At 60.6% G+C, this 14,633-nt stretch carries 14 protein-coding genes; 8 read left to right on the forward strand and 6 right to left on the reverse strand.

Translation table 11 applies throughout. From position 1 onward, the window contains the following. Positions 1-568: 568 nt before the first annotated feature. Positions 569-2,152: a hypothetical protein gene (locus OZ411_RS39215; protein ID WP_282532227.1), complete on the forward strand. Its 1,584-nt coding sequence runs from the start codon at positions 569-571 to the stop codon at positions 2,150-2,152. Beyond that, positions 2,152-2,556, forward strand: coding sequence for a hypothetical protein (locus OZ411_RS39220; protein ID WP_282532228.1), 405 nt, complete (start codon positions 2,152-2,154; stop codon positions 2,554-2,556). Before OZ411_RS39215 ends, OZ411_RS39220 begins: the two co-directional genes overlap by 1 nt. A gap of 754 nt (positions 2,557-3,310) precedes the next feature. Here OZ411_RS39220 and OZ411_RS39225 read toward each other — a convergent pair. After that, a complete protein-coding gene (locus OZ411_RS39225; protein WP_282532229.1) occupies positions 3,311-4,456 on the reverse strand; it encodes an HlyD family secretion protein in 1,146 nt (381 codons plus the stop codon). A 28-nt stretch (positions 4,457-4,484) separates the two neighbouring features. Continuing rightward, positions 4,485-4,964, reverse strand: a complete 480-nt coding sequence (locus tag OZ411_RS39230; protein ID WP_349017072.1) for a DUF3302 domain-containing protein — start codon at positions 4,962-4,964, stop codon at positions 4,485-4,487. 436 nt (positions 4,965-5,400) lie between these two features. On the opposite strand from OZ411_RS39230, the gene OZ411_RS39235 reads away from it, so the two are divergent. Beyond that, positions 5,401-5,826 (forward strand): potassium channel family protein, encoded by a 426-nt coding sequence (locus OZ411_RS39235; RefSeq protein WP_282532230.1) that lies wholly within the window; start codon positions 5,401-5,403, stop codon positions 5,824-5,826. Between the two features lie 93 nt (positions 5,827-5,919). On the opposite strand, the gene OZ411_RS39240 is transcribed toward OZ411_RS39235, so the two are convergent. Together OZ411_RS39240 and OZ411_RS39245 are read right to left on the reverse strand one after the other, a co-directional pair. Then, a complete protein-coding gene (locus OZ411_RS39240; protein WP_282532231.1) occupies positions 5,920-7,338 on the reverse strand; it encodes a DUF2252 domain-containing protein in 1,419 nt (472 codons plus the stop codon). Positions 7,339-7,435: 97 nt separating this feature from the next. Beyond that, positions 7,436-9,136: a SulP family inorganic anion transporter gene (locus OZ411_RS39245; protein WP_282532232.1), complete on the reverse strand. Its 1,701-nt coding sequence runs from the start codon at positions 9,134-9,136 to the stop codon at positions 7,436-7,438. A gap of 248 nt (positions 9,137-9,384) precedes the next feature. Here OZ411_RS39245 and OZ411_RS39250 point away from each other — a divergent pair, with 248 nt between their 5' ends. Continuing rightward, the gene (locus tag OZ411_RS39250; protein WP_282532233.1) at positions 9,385-9,630 is read left to right on the forward strand and encodes a hypothetical protein; all 246 of its coding nucleotides are present in this window, start codon (positions 9,385-9,387) and stop codon (positions 9,628-9,630) included. Positions 9,631-10,231: 601 nt separating this feature from the next. After that, on the forward strand, positions 10,232-10,465 hold the full coding sequence (locus OZ411_RS39255) for a hypothetical protein (protein ID WP_282532234.1): 234 nt from the start codon (positions 10,232-10,234) through the stop codon (positions 10,463-10,465). A 534-nt stretch (positions 10,466-10,999) separates the two neighbouring features. Here the strand turns inward: OZ411_RS39255 and OZ411_RS39260 are convergent. Further along, the gene (locus tag OZ411_RS39260) at positions 11,000-11,797 is read right to left on the reverse strand and encodes an N-formylglutamate amidohydrolase (protein WP_282532235.1); all 798 of its coding nucleotides are present in this window, start codon (positions 11,795-11,797) and stop codon (positions 11,000-11,002) included. 103 nt (positions 11,798-11,900) lie between these two features. On the opposite strand from OZ411_RS39260, the gene OZ411_RS39265 reads away from it, so the two are divergent. The 3 genes from OZ411_RS39265 to OZ411_RS39275 are packed head-to-tail and all read left to right on the forward strand — an operon-like array spanning position 11,901 to position 14,069. After that, on the forward strand, positions 11,901-12,797 hold the full coding sequence (locus tag OZ411_RS39265) for a transglutaminase family protein (RefSeq protein ID WP_282532236.1): 897 nt from the start codon (positions 11,901-11,903) through the stop codon (positions 12,795-12,797). Positions 12,798-12,830: 33 nt separating this feature from the next. Beyond that, the gene (locus OZ411_RS39270) at positions 12,831-13,643 is read left to right on the forward strand and encodes a transglutaminase family protein (RefSeq protein ID WP_282532237.1); all 813 of its coding nucleotides are present in this window, start codon (positions 12,831-12,833) and stop codon (positions 13,641-13,643) included. 27 nt (positions 13,644-13,670) lie between these two features. Continuing rightward, positions 13,671-14,069: a gamma-glutamylcyclotransferase family protein gene (locus OZ411_RS39275; protein ID WP_282532238.1), complete on the forward strand. Its 399-nt coding sequence runs from the start codon at positions 13,671-13,673 to the stop codon at positions 14,067-14,069. Positions 14,070-14,075: 6 nt separating this feature from the next. Here OZ411_RS39275 and OZ411_RS39280 read toward each other — a convergent pair whose 3' ends face one another. Continuing rightward, entirely contained in the window at positions 14,076-14,630 is a 555-nt protein-coding gene (locus tag OZ411_RS39280) for a chlorite dismutase family protein (protein WP_130581682.1), read from the reverse strand. Positions 14,631-14,633 lie beyond the last annotated feature (3 nt).

The following is a 14,633-nucleotide window of genomic DNA, read 5'->3' on the forward strand; positions in this document are numbered from 1 at the left end:
CCAGCGATTGCGAACGCAAAAAGCACCGGCAAAAAGGAACGTCGGTCTATTAAGGTGAGACACCTGCCGACAGCATGTGTGCTGCCAATACTAAACAGGGATTTCGGCACGTCCCGTTGGCAGCTCGCGGAGTATTCCAGTGTCCGTCTAATCAGCGTACAACATCGGCCGGGTTGTCGGAAGGGTACAGGACTGCCGCGCCGTCGCAATCTTGGAGCCGGTGACCTATGAGCCACGAACACGTCCGCACACTTGGGCGGGATAGTGAACCGTATGCCGCCATTCAGCCTCGCCGAAGTGGCGCGCTATGTGTGTTAGGTACCGCGCCCCACAGCCTGTTGATACGAGCTTCGAAGACCGCGACAGCCGCTTTTGGCCCAAGCAGCGGTTGCAGGATGTCCGCTATGCCGCCGCTGCCAGGGGATAAGCAGACATCCGGCGAATCGGCCAAAAATGACGCGAGTGACCCAACTCGGACGTGATTACCCCAGAATAAGACCTATCTTGTTCCGGTTATTCGGGAAAGGTGATATTCTTCTCGTCTCCATCAACGGCACGGAGTGGGTCCATGAAACGGTTTCCCCTCGCAGTGGTCGTTGGCCTGGTTGCCGCGACCGTTTCGCAACCTGCTGCCTCACAATCTGCTGAACAACGACTGGGCAAAGTGCATTTTGCCACGTCCTGCAACCCGGAGGCCCAGGAGTTGTTCGATCTCGGCATGCTGTATCAGCACTCGTTCTGGTACAGCGCATCGAGACGCACCTTCGAGGAGGCCCTCAAGGAAGACCCGCAATGCGCCATCGCCTACTGGGGGATTGCGCTCAGCTATCTCTATAACCCGCATGCGCCGCCGCCGCCGGACAGTCTTCCTCTTGGTCTCGAAGCCGTGAAAGAAGGCCAGACGCTCGGCGCCAAGACGCAGCGCGAACGGGATTACATCGATGCGATCGCCGCGATGTACGTCGATTATGACAAGGTCGACCATCGCACACGGGTACAGAGGTATCTTGCGGCGGAAGAGCAGGTCGCGACACGCTATGCGTACGATGACGAGGCGCAGATCGCGTACGCGATCACGCTCAACGTCGCAGCGTCCCCGACCGACAAGACATATGCCAACCAGCTAAAAGGTGCGGCGTTGCTGGAGCCGATCTTCAAGCGCCAGCCCGAGCACCCGGGCGTCGCCCACTATCTTATCCACCTCTACGACTATCCGGCACTCGCGGAAAAAGGCCTCGATGCGGCAAGGCGCTATGCAAAGATCGCGGCTCACGCGCCGCACGCCCAGCACATGCCATCGCATATCTTTACCCGCGTCGGCCATTGGAAGGAGTCGATTGCCTCGAACCAGGAATCCGCGCGCATCGCCAAGGAGGACGGCGAACAGCACGACCAAGCGCACGCGATGGACTATCTGGTCTATGCCTATCTCCAGTTGGCCGAGGACAAGGAAGCGCGCGCGGTGGTCGACGAACTCGCTAAGCTTGAGTTCAAGCTCGAGCGCTTCCCCGGCCCTTACGCGGTCGCGGCGAGCCAGGCTCGCTATGCGTTCGAACGCGGCGACTGGAAGGCGGCGGCCGCGCTCCAGCTGCGGCCGACCAAATATCCCTATGTAGATGCGATTACTTATTTTGCGCGGGCGGTCGGCGCCGCGCGGTCCGATAACACGGCTGCCGCCAAGGCCGACATCGCCAAGCTCGTCGAGTTGCGCGACAAACTGAATGAGGCAAAGGATGCCTACTGGTCCAACATCGTCGACATCCAGCGGCAGGTCGCGGGCGCCTGGGTGCTGTACGCCGAAGGCCGGTACGACGAGGCGCTCAATGCGATGGGTGCCGCTGCGGACGCGGAAGACAGGACCGAGAAACATCCCGTCACTCCGGGGCCGCTGGCGCCGGCGCGCGAGCTCTATGGCGCAATGTTGCTCGACCGCGGCATGGCCAAGGAAGCGCTTGCCGCCTATGAGGCCGTGCTCAAGAAGGAGCCTAATCGGCTCGTGACGTATATCGGGGTGAGCAAAAGCGCCAAGGCGTCCGGGGATCAAGCAAAGGTCCGAGAATGTGCGGTGCAGATTGCTCGGCTCACCGCTGATGCCGATGTATCGCGACCCGAGCTGATAGAAATGCGAGAGACAACCGGAAGCAAACTCTGATGCTGCGCAGGATGTGGCGCGATGGTGGGGCGGCCATGCTCGGCGCCGTTGCACTGTGTCTTTGCGACGTGCCGAAGCTCGGAGCCATGGAGTTCCTTGGTCAGGCCGGTGTGCTGGGCGAATGGGAGCTGACCGGCAATCTCATCGAAAGCGGGTCGGGCCCTCGCAAGGAATTTTCCGGCCCGCTGAAGATGAAGCACGTGGGGATCTGCACTCAGGACGGACCAGAGGAACGAGCCGGAGAGATACGGCTGCAACTCGCTGGCCCGGATGCGCAGGTGACAGCCGAGATGGTGTTGGACGGCGCTCGCTGTTCGTATACCGCCCGCAAAACGCGCGCTTACGAGGGGACGTTGTCGTGCACCGGTCGGGCATCTGTTCCGTTGCTTGTGTGGCTCAAGTAAGCCCTTGCCATCATTCTGTGTAGGGCAGTTGCAGACCGAAGGCAGTCGACAAGGTATCGCGGGGACTAGCCTGTATCCCCGACCTAATCGCTAGAATTTTGGATCGTGCTTAGTTAGTGGCGGGACACCTTCGACCGTTTCCGTGCGCAGCGCCATTGGAGCCAGGAAAATCGCGTTGCTCCACTTATCCAGGAAGCTCTGCTGCGTGCCGTTGTAAAACTCCGCCGCGCCCGGATGAACCGGAAGGTATGCGCCGGCATCGGTATCGGGCGCCTTGACCTGCGGGCGACAAACAGCGCTACGGCTTCTGCCAGGACCACGACTGCTTGCGCATGCGACAGGTCGCTGATATCTCCACGAACAATTGCAAGGTCGGACTTGCCTGTCGAAAACGGGCTCGCGGATTCAATTGCGCCGGCGGTTTGAACAACCTAGAGCCGGACCGGCGCATTGATCACGACAAGCCGGCTCGCAAGCGCGGATACAATTCTTGGGGCTTCCCCATCCAATGACCCGACCGCGATCGATAGCGTCACCGGCCGGACGTACCAGCGGTACGCCAACAGGCTTGCGCCCGTGGCGAGGACGACCAGCACCGCGACCACGGCGATGCGGAACCAGATCGGCAGCTGGCCCTGCCTATTCTCGACAAATCATCCATGGCGCCGCATTGGCTCCCGATCCCAGCAGCAGCATCTTGCAATATCCCGGATATCGATGTCCCAGGTCAGCTGCTCGAAAATTGATAAATCTTCTAGAGGGATTCGAAAAAGACGTAGTTCTGCCAGCTCCGCATGCGCAGAAGGATCTTTCGCAGCAACGACAGCTCGTGAAAGTGATCGGTGTAGATGGCGGCTTCGCCGGCCGAACCAAGCGGGACCTGGTAACCCGACATGTCTTCCACGACGTCGAGGACGGCCAGAGCCCGGTCTCCGGGCAGCGGCCCCCCGACATTCACTAGCGTGCCCGTGGTTTGAAGCTGGCCGCCTGCAATCGCATCGATCACGAGGCGAACCTTGGCCTTGAATACGCGGCCCGGTATGCCCTTGAACAGGACTTCGGCCTCATCGCCGCCACGAACGCGCTGAAGGGCGTTCTGCTGGAACGCGGCTGCCAAAGCGCGGTCTCTTTGGCTGTCGTTGACAAAAATCATGGCTGGACGGAAGGGCGCCGGAACCACATACACGCCCGGCCGCAGTGCGAGCTCGGTGACAAAGCCGCCTGTAGGGGCTCGAACAGTGGTCTGGTCGAGATCGAATTGAGCATCGGCAAGTTCGTTGCGTAAACGTACAACGGCCGTGTGTTCGCCATCAACTGTCGCACCATAGGCCTGCCGGGCACGATCTTCTGCGGCAACAGCTTCGGCCACTATCTGTTTTGCCGCATCGAGATTGCGCGTTGCGGTGTCAAGGGTAGCCTGCGCGACGACGTTCTTCTGGAATAACTGCGCCTGTCGGTCGTAGTTTTCCTGCGCGAGCAGCAATTGAGCCTTGGTCTTTCCGGTCGTCGCCGAGGCTTGATCAACTGACGCCTTGAGCTGGGCGACGTTCGCCTCAGCGTCAGCCAATCCCGCCCGCTTTTCCTCGACGATATATTCGTAAGGCTTGGGATCGATCTTGAACAGAACTTCGCCGGGTTCGAGATGTTGGTTGGTACGGTCCTCGACCGGCACTTCGATCACACGACCTCGGACGCCGGGCAATATCGGCGTGACCGTGAAGTATATGCGCGCATTGGTGGAAAACGGGTGATTGTAGGCCATCGTGATGAACAGCAACGAAAGCCCGAAGATGCCACCGAGCGCTGCGGTCGCAAGCGTCCACTGATTGACCGGGATTCTGAAAAGCTTGAACGTGACATAGCAGATCGCCACGTAGGTCAAGGTGAGCAGGATTTCCATCGATGGCCTCCGATTGCCGGAGAGTGCATCAGCTATCGCTGGCGCCTCGGTTTCCAGCAAGTGTCGCTTTTGCTGCAGGAACGTGTTCCTGCTCGGCAGCTGAATCCATTGACTCCGGCAAATCTGTTTTTGGCCGAGCCTGCCCTTCAAACCGAGTCGACCGATCTTTGATTCCGACTTTGGCCTCCACCTCCGCCAGTCGATGCTTCAGATCTTCCAGTTCGCTCACGGCCTCTGATGGCGTCGTCGGCTCGCCCGGCTTGTGACCAAAGCCCCAGCCGCGTTCCGGCTGATACATCATCGCCCATATCCAGAGAAACGGCCACAGCAGGTGCAGCAGGAACAGGCTGATCCACCCCGCAGCATGAATCGCGTCCTCGTGCGGGTGATGGCGCGCCTTGGCGATCCTGGCTGGGATGTCGTGGATCGCGATGATGCCGTAGACCAGCACGATCACCACGAAGAACAGCAAACCAAGCGCGAAGTAATTGAGGAATGGATCTTCCATGCACGGTGCCCGTCAGTTTGGGCATGACGCGTCACGCGGACAGGCGGAGCAGTCGTGCCGCTCGCCCAGCTTGCGCGCCATTCCCAGACGCCGTTTGATTTAGATCAAGCCTTTTGGCGTTGCGGTCACTGCACTGAATGGTTCACGTGCTGATCCCTCCGTTGAGCCATTGTGCACCGTCATTTCGGACCCGGACTGGCCTATCTGATGACGACAGCTTCGGTATTCATGATTACGACGTCGACGATTGCCCTCCACACTCGCTTGACGCCTCGTTGGCCCGCAATCGGAGGATACGTCATAGCGCTCGTGCTCCTGGCTGGAAGCTACTAGATCTGAAATCGACCCGTCGGTTTTCGCCCCTGTATTATCGGGTGACTGCCAGCGCATCTGATGCTGCCCCTTGTACCTATGAAGGAGAGCCGGAGAAACGGTGATGTTCAAACAAATTCTGGTTGGCACTGCTACGAGTGCCTGTAACATTACGATTCACGCATTGATCATGGTCACATTGGTCCAGGCCGCGAGAAAGACAAGCACGATGTTTGCCTCGCGACCGTCGTTGCGCTTGATCGCTGTCATGATCGGGACCGTTTCGATTTTGATGGCCTCCCACGCTTCCGAGGTCATCGTCTGGTCGTTGGTCTACGCGATTATCGATGCTGCGCCAGCTGGTACCGATCTCACCTACTTCGCATTTGTGAACTACACGACGCTCGGATATGGTGACGTAGTACCAGTTGAGCGTTGGGGGCTCGTTGGGCCGCTTACAGCGATGAACGGCGTACTGCTGTTCGGTTGGTCAACGGCCGTTATTTTCGAAATTATGCGCCGGGCGATGCATCGCGATTTTGAGGTGTGACGGCCCGATGATTGTTTCCCGCCTACGACGCGCAAATGGATGATGTAAATTAGCCTCTCAAGACGAGCGGGCTGCGGCGCGCTCCGAGCCAAACTAGGTTTGTTCGCTCGCCACGATCCTGCCTTTTCGCACCGCAGTCCTGAGCGCGGCATGATCCCGCTCAGCCTGATCCGCATAGGCCAACGCAAATTTCCCCATAGCTGCATCGAACGTGTCGTTTGAAGAACCGAGATACCCACTGATGGTTGCGGAGATCTCACTGGCCTTTGCGTGGGCGCGGGCGAGCACCCAGCCGCAAGCCTGCGCGTAGACGTCAAGCATTTCAGCGTTGAAAGTCTCCAGCAGAGGCTTGATCTTGGCGTCGTGCAGCTGCCGCACATAGAAGTGGCGGCCATTGGGGGCAGTCGTCCATCCGAGGAAAATATCCGAAGCGGGCTGCATCAAGCGCTGCCCCATCACGACGCGCTGCCCATGATGGTCGTAAATGCTTTTCCCCGCGTAAAGCTCAAGAACCGACTTCACCGCCTCTTTGAATTGCAGAAACAGGGGCTCATTCCCCTTGGACATCAGCAATGCGATCCAGCACCTCCGTCCGACGCTACCGACGCCGACGACCTTGATCGCAACATCCACGAGCCGGTACCGATCGAGAAGGGTGCGCCGATCGTCGGGCAGCGATTCTCGGTAGTTCCGAAAAAGCTCGTCAAGTATTGTTGTAGCGCCGGCCGTACTGGTGATCTCTGGATGGAAAATCAACGGCGGCTGGTCAGTGATGCGTGTCCGACCGCCGACTGAGCCCGCCAGCTTCGGAAGATCAAATTCGGAACCACTGTGAGTGGCGGTTTTTTCGATGCGCTTCTTGACGCGTTTCTGCAAGGCCTTTGGCAACGACTCGATGAAGTCGGCGGCACTGGTTTCCTCATACCAAATTCGGAGCGGGTCCATCCTGGAAAACTTATGCATGTGTTCGCGGTACATCCGCGCGCAATTGACGGCGCAGTCGCGGCCTTGGGCATCGGATAATCCGTTCGATCTGGCAGCGAGGGTGATCGACGCGACCATTCGCTTGACGTCCCACTCCCATGGTCCAGGCAAAGTCTCATCGAAATCGTTGATGTCAAAGATGATGCTTCGTTCGGGCGTGGCAAATCCGCCGAAATTGAGAAGGTGACAATCACCGCACGCCTGCACATTCAATCCGGTAACTGGCGTTCGCGCCAGGTCGGAAGCCATGATGCCGGCCGACCCGCGATAGAACGCAAAAGGGGATTGCAGCATTCGGCCATATCGGATCGGAACAAGCTTCTTCATCCGGCCAATGTCCGACTTTTGCAGAAGGTCGATCGGGTCTGGCCGTCCCTTGACACCATTCCAGCGCCCGTGCTGCTCGCGCGGGATCTTCTCACGCAGCGCTTTGCCCGCCGCTATCCACTCGTCGGGCGAGAGGACACGCACAGCAGGCGAGGCACCAAGTGAAGGCGTGGGTTCGGCGATGTGTCTTGCGCGTTCCATGTCGAGATGACTGCGGTTTCGTTCAACGGGTCTCTAAAGGTCCTTAGCTTCGCTGCAGACTCATGCGCGGCGCGAACGCGGCGAGCCTAAGGGCACGCTAGGCAACGCCGCGTTGCTGTTGCCAGGCACGCACGCCATCTGTGGTCCGTTCATAAAAATTGCCTGGTCCCACAATCGCCTCGATCCCGGCACGTTTCATATCGTCTCGAACGGCGTCGCGCACACGGACAAAAGCAACACTGATGCCCATGTTCTGGAGCTCTTTGATGAGACCAAGCAATTCATCTCCTGCACTAACGTCGCTGAAATTGACCGCAGCGCAATCCAGAAGCACGCGCGTCACATCTGACCGTGCGGCCAGTGAAGCTCTTAAAGCCGTGCTCATGTGGCCGATGCTGGCGAAGAAGAGGTCGCCGCCCATTCGCCAGATCAGTAGCCCCGGAAATCTAACAGTCTCGGGATGGCGCTGCACACTGCGATAGGCCTCGGTGCCCGGAAGTTGTCCGAGCTCCGTCCCCCTTGGATGGCTGGCAAGATAGATCAAGGTCAGCAACGACAGCACGACGCCGAGGGCGATGCCCTGGAGCACCCCTAACGTCAGCTCGCCGGCTATGACAATCAGAGTGTTGGCAAACGACCAGCGGCTGCGCTCGAACAGCTCGCGCAAGTAGCTCGGCTTCGTGAGATGCAGCATGGCTGCAATGACGATGGCGGCGAGCGCCGGCTGCGGCATATTTCGGAAAAGAGGCGTCAGAAGAATCAGCGTGAAGAAGCAGAAGACCGCCGCGATAAGGTTGGCGATTTGGCTGCGTGCGCCTGCGGCCGTGGCCACCGAAGTCTTCGACAGACTGCCCACAACGAGAAATCCGCCGAAAAGCCCGCTCAGGATGTTTGCCGGCCCGTGCGCAATCAACTCCTGGTTTGGATCAATCTTGCCGCCGCTTTGCAGAGCAGCAGCTTTGGCCGCGCCGAGTGCCTCTGCGTAACCGACCAGCACGATTGCGAGTGCGCCTGGCGCAAGTTCGCTCAATGTGGAGATTTCCAAATTCGGTAGCGTCAGGTGGGGCAAGCCAGATGGAAGATGGCCGGCCACGTGCACGCCTGTCGCCTCTCCTCCGAGCAGCCCTATTACGATCGTTGCCGTGGCCATGACAACGAGCGCCGCCGGTATGGCAGGCGCCAGATGGCGAAGCAACAGCATGGCAGAGAGGGAGAGCAAGCCGGTGAGGACCGGCGCGAGCGAAACCTCCGGAAGATGCTGAAAGACATGCCAAAGCTTTGTGAAAAAATTACCTGAGGCGCCGCTGATACCAAGCAGATGCGGCACCTGGCCGATGATGGTGACGTAGACCAGACCTTCAATGAAGCCGCGCATCACGGGTGTTGGGATGAAGCTGGCTACCCACCCCATACGCATGACTCCAAAAGAAAAGAAGAAGAGGCCTATCAGTACAGCGAGAGTGGAGGTCAACGAATTGAACTCCGCAGTTCCCTGGGTCGCGATGGCGCCAACCGTGATCGCTGAGATCAGACCTGTCGCGGTGTCCGGACCGACGACGAGTTGCCGCGACGTGCCGAGCAGAGCGTAGGCGAGTAACGCCGGCACGATTGTGTAGAGGCCCATGATCGGCGGCACGCCGACGATGCCGGCGTAAGCCATGCCCTCGGGCACCATGACAGCCCAGAGTGCGAGGCCGGCAAGAAGGTCAGGCAGCAGCCAATCGCGGCGATAGCCCGGAATCCAGTCCAGGATCGGCAGGAATCTGTGAGTCACGGACGCGGCGTCGGGGTTGGCCATTGTCCCACCTCCCGCGTATGAGCCAGCTCATTACAGTTCGTCCGGAAACCGGAGGCTTGATCGAGATCAACACGAGCTTCTGTTTTGAGGCGGACGCAACCGTCGCAACGATGGCAAAACAGGTCAGGATAGCTGAGTAGGTGGCATCCTTCAGGTCCCGGGACCGTTGATCCAGATCAATGTCGAGATGTCGTAAGCCCACAAATTGCTGGGTTGCGGGCAGGAACAGATCCGAAGGAGGATCGGCCATGACTGCAGAAATTCAATCAGGACTGATTTCGCGTCGAACAGCATTTTCGCTCATAAGCGCCGCGTTAGCCGTGGCGCTGCCAGCCACAGTCTTCGCCGTCTCAGAGGCCGAGGCTCAGACCGCAGGGATGGAACGCCGCGAAGACCGGCGCGCAAACCGCCAGGATCGGCGCGAAGACCGGCGAGCAAATCGCCAAGACCGGCGCGATGCAAGGAGGGGCGTGACCACGGGCACCGCAAAATAGTCATTCTGCCCCGCAGGTCCGTGCGCAAAATGAGCGGACATCGCGGTGGTGGCAGGCCACGTCATGCCATGATGAAGCTGTAGCGCACTACCCGCGATGCCAGCTTGCCTTCGGACTTCGGCAACCGGCTTTGTGCTGCCATCGCATCGGCTCGAAGACGGATGACGTCCGCGTTGGCCGCTCGACGATGGTCCCGGCCAGGACGCGCTCGCCTTCCGGCGGGTCGCCACGCCGAGCATTGCATCTGGCGGCACGAAGCTTATCGATGTCGATCCGGGCAATACTCGACCACGGCCTCGGTCGCTTCGGCAATGCCGACGATCCAGCCGCCACGCCCGTCGACTGGCAAGGCAAGCAACGCGGACGCAGGCGGGCTTCCGTGACGGGTCACAATTTTCCGAGGCTCGTCCTATCTCGCCCTATTACGTCCTCCCCGGCCCGGCCCATGTGGGCAGTCAGGCTCCTCACGTGGGAGAGGGACGGATCGGGCTCGGCTTCTGCCTGGTTGTCATCCGCTTCACTACGGCTGACGTGATAAGCACCATGCCGGTGAGATAGACCGGTCGATTAGAAAATCCACCTCTCGAGAGGAGGAAAGACCATGCGTTGGATCTATCTCGCCGCGATCACGCTATTCGCGCTTGCGACGTTGATTTTCGCCATACAGAACTTCGATGTCGTCACCATGTCCTTCCTGAGTTTCAAGGTCCGCGCGCCGCTCGCGGTGTTGACGATTGTCGTCTACCTCCTCGGTACGGCAACCGGCGGCAGTCTGCTTGCATTACTGCGCCGATCTTATGAGCGGTCGACACGAGGCACCATGGGTTCGTCCTGAAACTAGAGTGCGGAGGTAGATCCGCGATCGGTTGCAGGCATCTGGCCGCCACGGACGGGGAGCCGGCCAATTCTGCGATAGAATTTTTAGAAGAGCCCTTCCGGTGGAACTCCCCGTCTAGCAGCCGGGAATATTCGAGTGGGCCTTAAACCAAGGCAGACGCAGCTTGCTTGGTCGGTCCTTCCGGACGGCGTTTTGGCGCGGGCTGACAAGGTGGTCGGAATGACTTCCGCTGTTGGCCCTTTGCTGAGCACCGACGAGGACGTCGCAACGTCCGCTGTCGGAGCGAGATCGGACGCTACCGAGTTTGGACTTGATCTTCGCTTCCGACGGCAAGGCCGAACTGAGTGGTGTTCGATGCGCTGAGGCACGCGATCAGCGATTTCCGCAGTCTGTAGGTTTTTCTGCGCCATCTCCGCACGGTCGATCTGGGCGACAACAAAACGTGGCGCTACCTTGCGAAATTCCGCGGTGATCCCGCGCATGTCTGCTTTATCCGCCAAGCGGGCACCGTTGGTTTTATAAGGATCCGCGCTAGACCAGCTTCTCCGCACTTAACGTCGCTTCGATCTCGGCAAGGATCCGGGCCAGCCTGTCCGCCCATGCCTTCTGTCCGGCCTGATCGGTGATCAGGTCCTGGCGGATCTCGATTCCCGTGTTCATCAGGCCGCGCCTCTCGGCGTGAAAGGGGATGGTGTAGTCGGTCTCGTCGCTGACCGCATAGGGCTCGTTGTTGCCGACCACGAGGTCGCCTTCGCTGCGCAGACGCTTCAGCAGCAGCGGCGGCAGCACGGTGTCGCGATGATAGAGCGTGCCGATATGCCAGGGACGCGCGATCCCGGCATAAACAGGCGTGAAGCTGTGCATGGACACCAGCACCGTCGGCTTGCCCGCGTGCAGCCGCTGGTCGATGATCTCGCCGATCCGCCGGTGATAGGGATCGAAGATCGCCTGCCGCCGCGCCTGTGCGGCTTCGCGCGTCAATCCTTCATTGCCGGGAATCGTGGTGGCCTCGCTGATCAGGGGAATCGAGGCTGCGACATGCGGGGGGCGGTTGCAGTCGATCACGAGCCGCGAGTAGCGCTGCGCGACCAGATGCGCGCCGAGCTGCGTCGCAAGCTGCTCGGCGACTTCGGCGATCCCGATGTCCCAGGCAATGTGCCGCGTCAGCTCGTTTTCGGAGAGGCCGAGATCGCCGAGCGCGCGCGGGATCAGCCGCCCATAATGGTCGCAGGTCAATAGGAACGGCGAGCGGCCATCGGCATTATGTTCGTGGACCGGCGGGGTGTTTTCGTCCGTGAGCAGGAACGTCGCGCCGGTCGTGGTGTCCAAGATTTTATCCTCAACTTTGCCTATCGAAGCGGCACGCCGATCTTAAAAATGAGCAGCGCCCACTATAGATTAGACCGCGGAAAGTCACGATGATTGCTGGACGATGCCGTTACTCAAGATTCATCACAAGACCGTATATCGCTACACCCATCCAGTGGCGTTCGGCGAGCACCGCATCATGCTGAGCCCGCGCGACAGCCATGACCTGCGCGTGGTCGAGAGCGATCTGAGAATCGAGCCGCAGCCGATGTCGCTACGCTGGATCCACGATGTGTTCGGCAACAGTGTGGCGATCGCGGCTTTCGACGAGCGGGCGGACACGCTGTCGTTCGTCTCGACCGCCACCGTCGACCATAATCCGGCCGAAGAATTCGCGCTGACGCCGGACGATCCCGCTTATTTCTATCCATTCCTCTATGACGAGGACGAATTTCCGGATTTGCTGCAATATGTCAGGCCGCAATATGCCGATCCGGACGGCGAGATTTCGGCCTGGGCGCGGCAGTTCCTCGATGCCGAAGCGCCGACGCCGACGTTCAAGATCCTGAGCGGAATGACCCATGGCATCCGTGAAAGTCTTGATTATCGCAAGCGCCATGAGCAGGGCACGCAGCATCCGCTTCATACGCTGCAGACCGGCTCCGGCTCCTGCCGCGACTATGCGCTTTTCATGATCGAGGCGCTGCGGCGCCTCGGCATCGCCGCGCGGTTCGTGTCGGGCTATCTCTCGACGCCTTCGGACAGCTTCCATGTCGGCGGCGGCTCGACGCATGCCTGGGTCCAGGTCTATCTGCCGAGCGCAGGCTGGATCGAGTTCGATCCGACCAACGGCATCGTCGGCACGCGCGATTTGATCCGCGTCGCCGTCGCCCGTGATCCGCGCCAGGCGATCCCGCTGCACGGCGTCTATCTCGGCGCAGCGGAAGCGTTCGTGAACATGGAAGTTGCGATCACCGTCGAGCCGGTCGGCGAGGAGGAGAGGGACGTCGTGCCGGCATGACGGGTTCGCATCGCTAGAAGGATTGGAGCGAGGATGGAGATCAAGGTCGGCTTCGAGATTGCCTATGCGGCCGCGCAGTCGACGCCGATGGTGATGATGCTCTCGATCCATCCCTCGCGCTTCCAGGACATCGTCGGCACCGAGACCATCATAGCCGAGCCCAATGTCCCGATCGGCTTCTATCGCGACAGTTTCGGCAATGTCTGCGGCAGGCTGGTGGCGCCCGCCGGTGGCGTGACCTTGCGCGGCCACGCGCTGGTGCGCGACTCCGGCCTGCCCGATATCGTCAATCCGAGCGCGCAGCAGATTGCGATCGAGCAATTGCCGGACGAGATGCTGCTCTATCTGATGCCGAGCCGCTATTGCGAGACCGACAAGCTCACCGACATCGCCTGGTCGCTGTTCGGCAACACGCCGCCCGGCTGGGCGCGGGTGCAGGCGATCGTCGCCTTCGTGCACCATCACGTCACCTTCGGCTATCAGCACGCCCATCACATGAAGTCGGCGCATGATGTCTACGAGAGCCGCACCGGCGTCTGCCGCGACTTCGCCCATCTCGCGCTCACTTTCTGCCGTTGCATGGGCATCCCCGCGCGCTACTGCACCGGCTATATGGGCGACATCGGCGTGCCGCCCGACCCCGCGCCGATGGATTTCTCCGGCTGGTTCCAGGCCTATCTCTCCGGCGCGTGGTACACGTTCGACGCCCGCCACAACATGCCGCGCATCGGCCGCATCCTGATGGCGACCGGCCGCGACGCCGCCGACGTCGCGCTGACCACGAGCTTCGGCCGCATGACGCTGGCCAAATTCATCGTGATTAGCGAAGAGGTGGCGGCGGCTTAATCTCCGCTCGCAATGACATAGAAAGCCATGATCTCCGACCGTCTCTTCGTCTACGGCACCTTGATGCGCGGCTTCGACCATCCGATGGCGCGGCTGCTCTCGGGCAATGCCGATTTCATCAGTGAGGCGCGCTGCCAAGGCCGGCTCTACCGGGTGGCGCATTATCCCGCGCTCGAGCTCTCCGACGATCCCGCCGACATCGTGCACGGCGAATTGTTTCGCCTGCGTGTTCCGGACGAACTGTTACGCGAGTTCGACATGTATGAAGCCTGCGGCGAGGGTTTTCCGCAGCCGACCGAATATGTCCGCCAGATGCTGCCGCTCACATTGGCCGACGGCACCACGGCCGAAGCGTGGACCTATGTCTACAACTGGCCGGTCGCGCACCTGTCGCGCATCGCCTCGGGCCGGTTCCTGGAGCTGTAAGCCGCCTCACTCCTCCCGCTGCACGCGGATGTCGACCTCGCGCTCGACATAGCTCCATTCTTCGGTCGCGCGCAGCATCGCCACCAGTTCGTCGAACAGCGCCGTGTGCTCGGGCGCGAATTCGAACCAGGTGAGGAAATCGAAGGGCTCGCCGAGGTCGCGGCTGTGGAACAGTTGCCGTGCGATCGCGGGCAGATATTTCAGCGTGCCGGCGATGTGGTGCGACTTGTCCTCGAAGATCTCGCGCCGCTCTTCCGGCGTCAGATTCCACCACGCCACCGTCTTCCGGATCGGGATCAGCGCCGCGCAGCTCGCCTCGCGCCGGCCGAGCTCGGCCTGCTGCGCGTCGAGCTGTTCCTTCTCCGCGCGGTTCGTATAGCGCAGATAGCTGATGACGCCGGCGAGCCGCCAGGCCGTGGTCGACGGCAACAGCGGCAGCGCGATCGCCTCGCTCGCGATGATCGACAGCGCCGCCACGCGCGGCAATGTCTCGCCCTTCACCTTGGAGATCGAGGTGACGCGCCAGCCGCCGCTTTGTCCGCCTCTAAATGTCGTAAACATGCC

Source organism: Bradyrhizobium sp. Arg237L, from assembly GCF_029990105.1.
In the GTDB taxonomy this organism is placed as follows: domain Bacteria; phylum Pseudomonadota; class Alphaproteobacteria; order Rhizobiales; family Xanthobacteraceae; genus Bradyrhizobium.

Excerpts from the sequence above, each read along its gene's own strand:
- OZ411_RS39215 (WP_282532227.1), top strand. The coding sequence starts at position 569 with ATGAAACGGTTTCCCCTCGCAGTGGTCGTTGGCCTGGTTGCCGCGACC.
- OZ411_RS39220 (WP_282532228.1), top strand. The coding sequence starts at position 2,152 with ATGCTGCGCAGGATGTGGCGCGATGGTGGGGCGGCCATGCTCGGCGCC.
- OZ411_RS39225 (WP_282532229.1), bottom strand. The coding sequence starts at position 4,456 with ATGGAAATCCTGCTCACCTTGACCTACGTGGCGATCTGCTATGTCACG.
- OZ411_RS39230 (WP_349017072.1), bottom strand. The coding sequence starts at position 4,964 with ATGGAAGATCCATTCCTCAATTACTTCGCGCTTGGTTTGCTGTTCTTC.
- OZ411_RS39235 (WP_282532230.1), top strand. The coding sequence starts at position 5,401 with ATGTTCAAACAAATTCTGGTTGGCACTGCTACGAGTGCCTGTAACATT.
- OZ411_RS39240 (WP_282532231.1), bottom strand. The coding sequence starts at position 7,338 with ATGGAACGCGCAAGACACATCGCCGAACCCACGCCTTCACTTGGTGCC.
- OZ411_RS39245 (WP_282532232.1), bottom strand. The coding sequence starts at position 9,136 with ATGGCCAACCCCGACGCCGCGTCCGTGACTCACAGATTCCTGCCGATC.
- OZ411_RS39250 (WP_282532233.1), top strand. The coding sequence starts at position 9,385 with ATGACTGCAGAAATTCAATCAGGACTGATTTCGCGTCGAACAGCATTT.
- OZ411_RS39255 (WP_282532234.1), top strand. The coding sequence starts at position 10,232 with ATGCGTTGGATCTATCTCGCCGCGATCACGCTATTCGCGCTTGCGACG.
- OZ411_RS39265 (WP_282532236.1), top strand. The coding sequence starts at position 11,901 with ATGCCGTTACTCAAGATTCATCACAAGACCGTATATCGCTACACCCAT.
- OZ411_RS39270 (WP_282532237.1), top strand. The coding sequence starts at position 12,831 with ATGGAGATCAAGGTCGGCTTCGAGATTGCCTATGCGGCCGCGCAGTCG.
- OZ411_RS39275 (WP_282532238.1), top strand. The coding sequence starts at position 13,671 with ATGATCTCCGACCGTCTCTTCGTCTACGGCACCTTGATGCGCGGCTTC.
- OZ411_RS39280 (WP_130581682.1), bottom strand. The coding sequence starts at position 14,630 with ATGTTTACGACATTTAGAGGCGGACAAAGCGGCGGCTGGCGCGTCACC.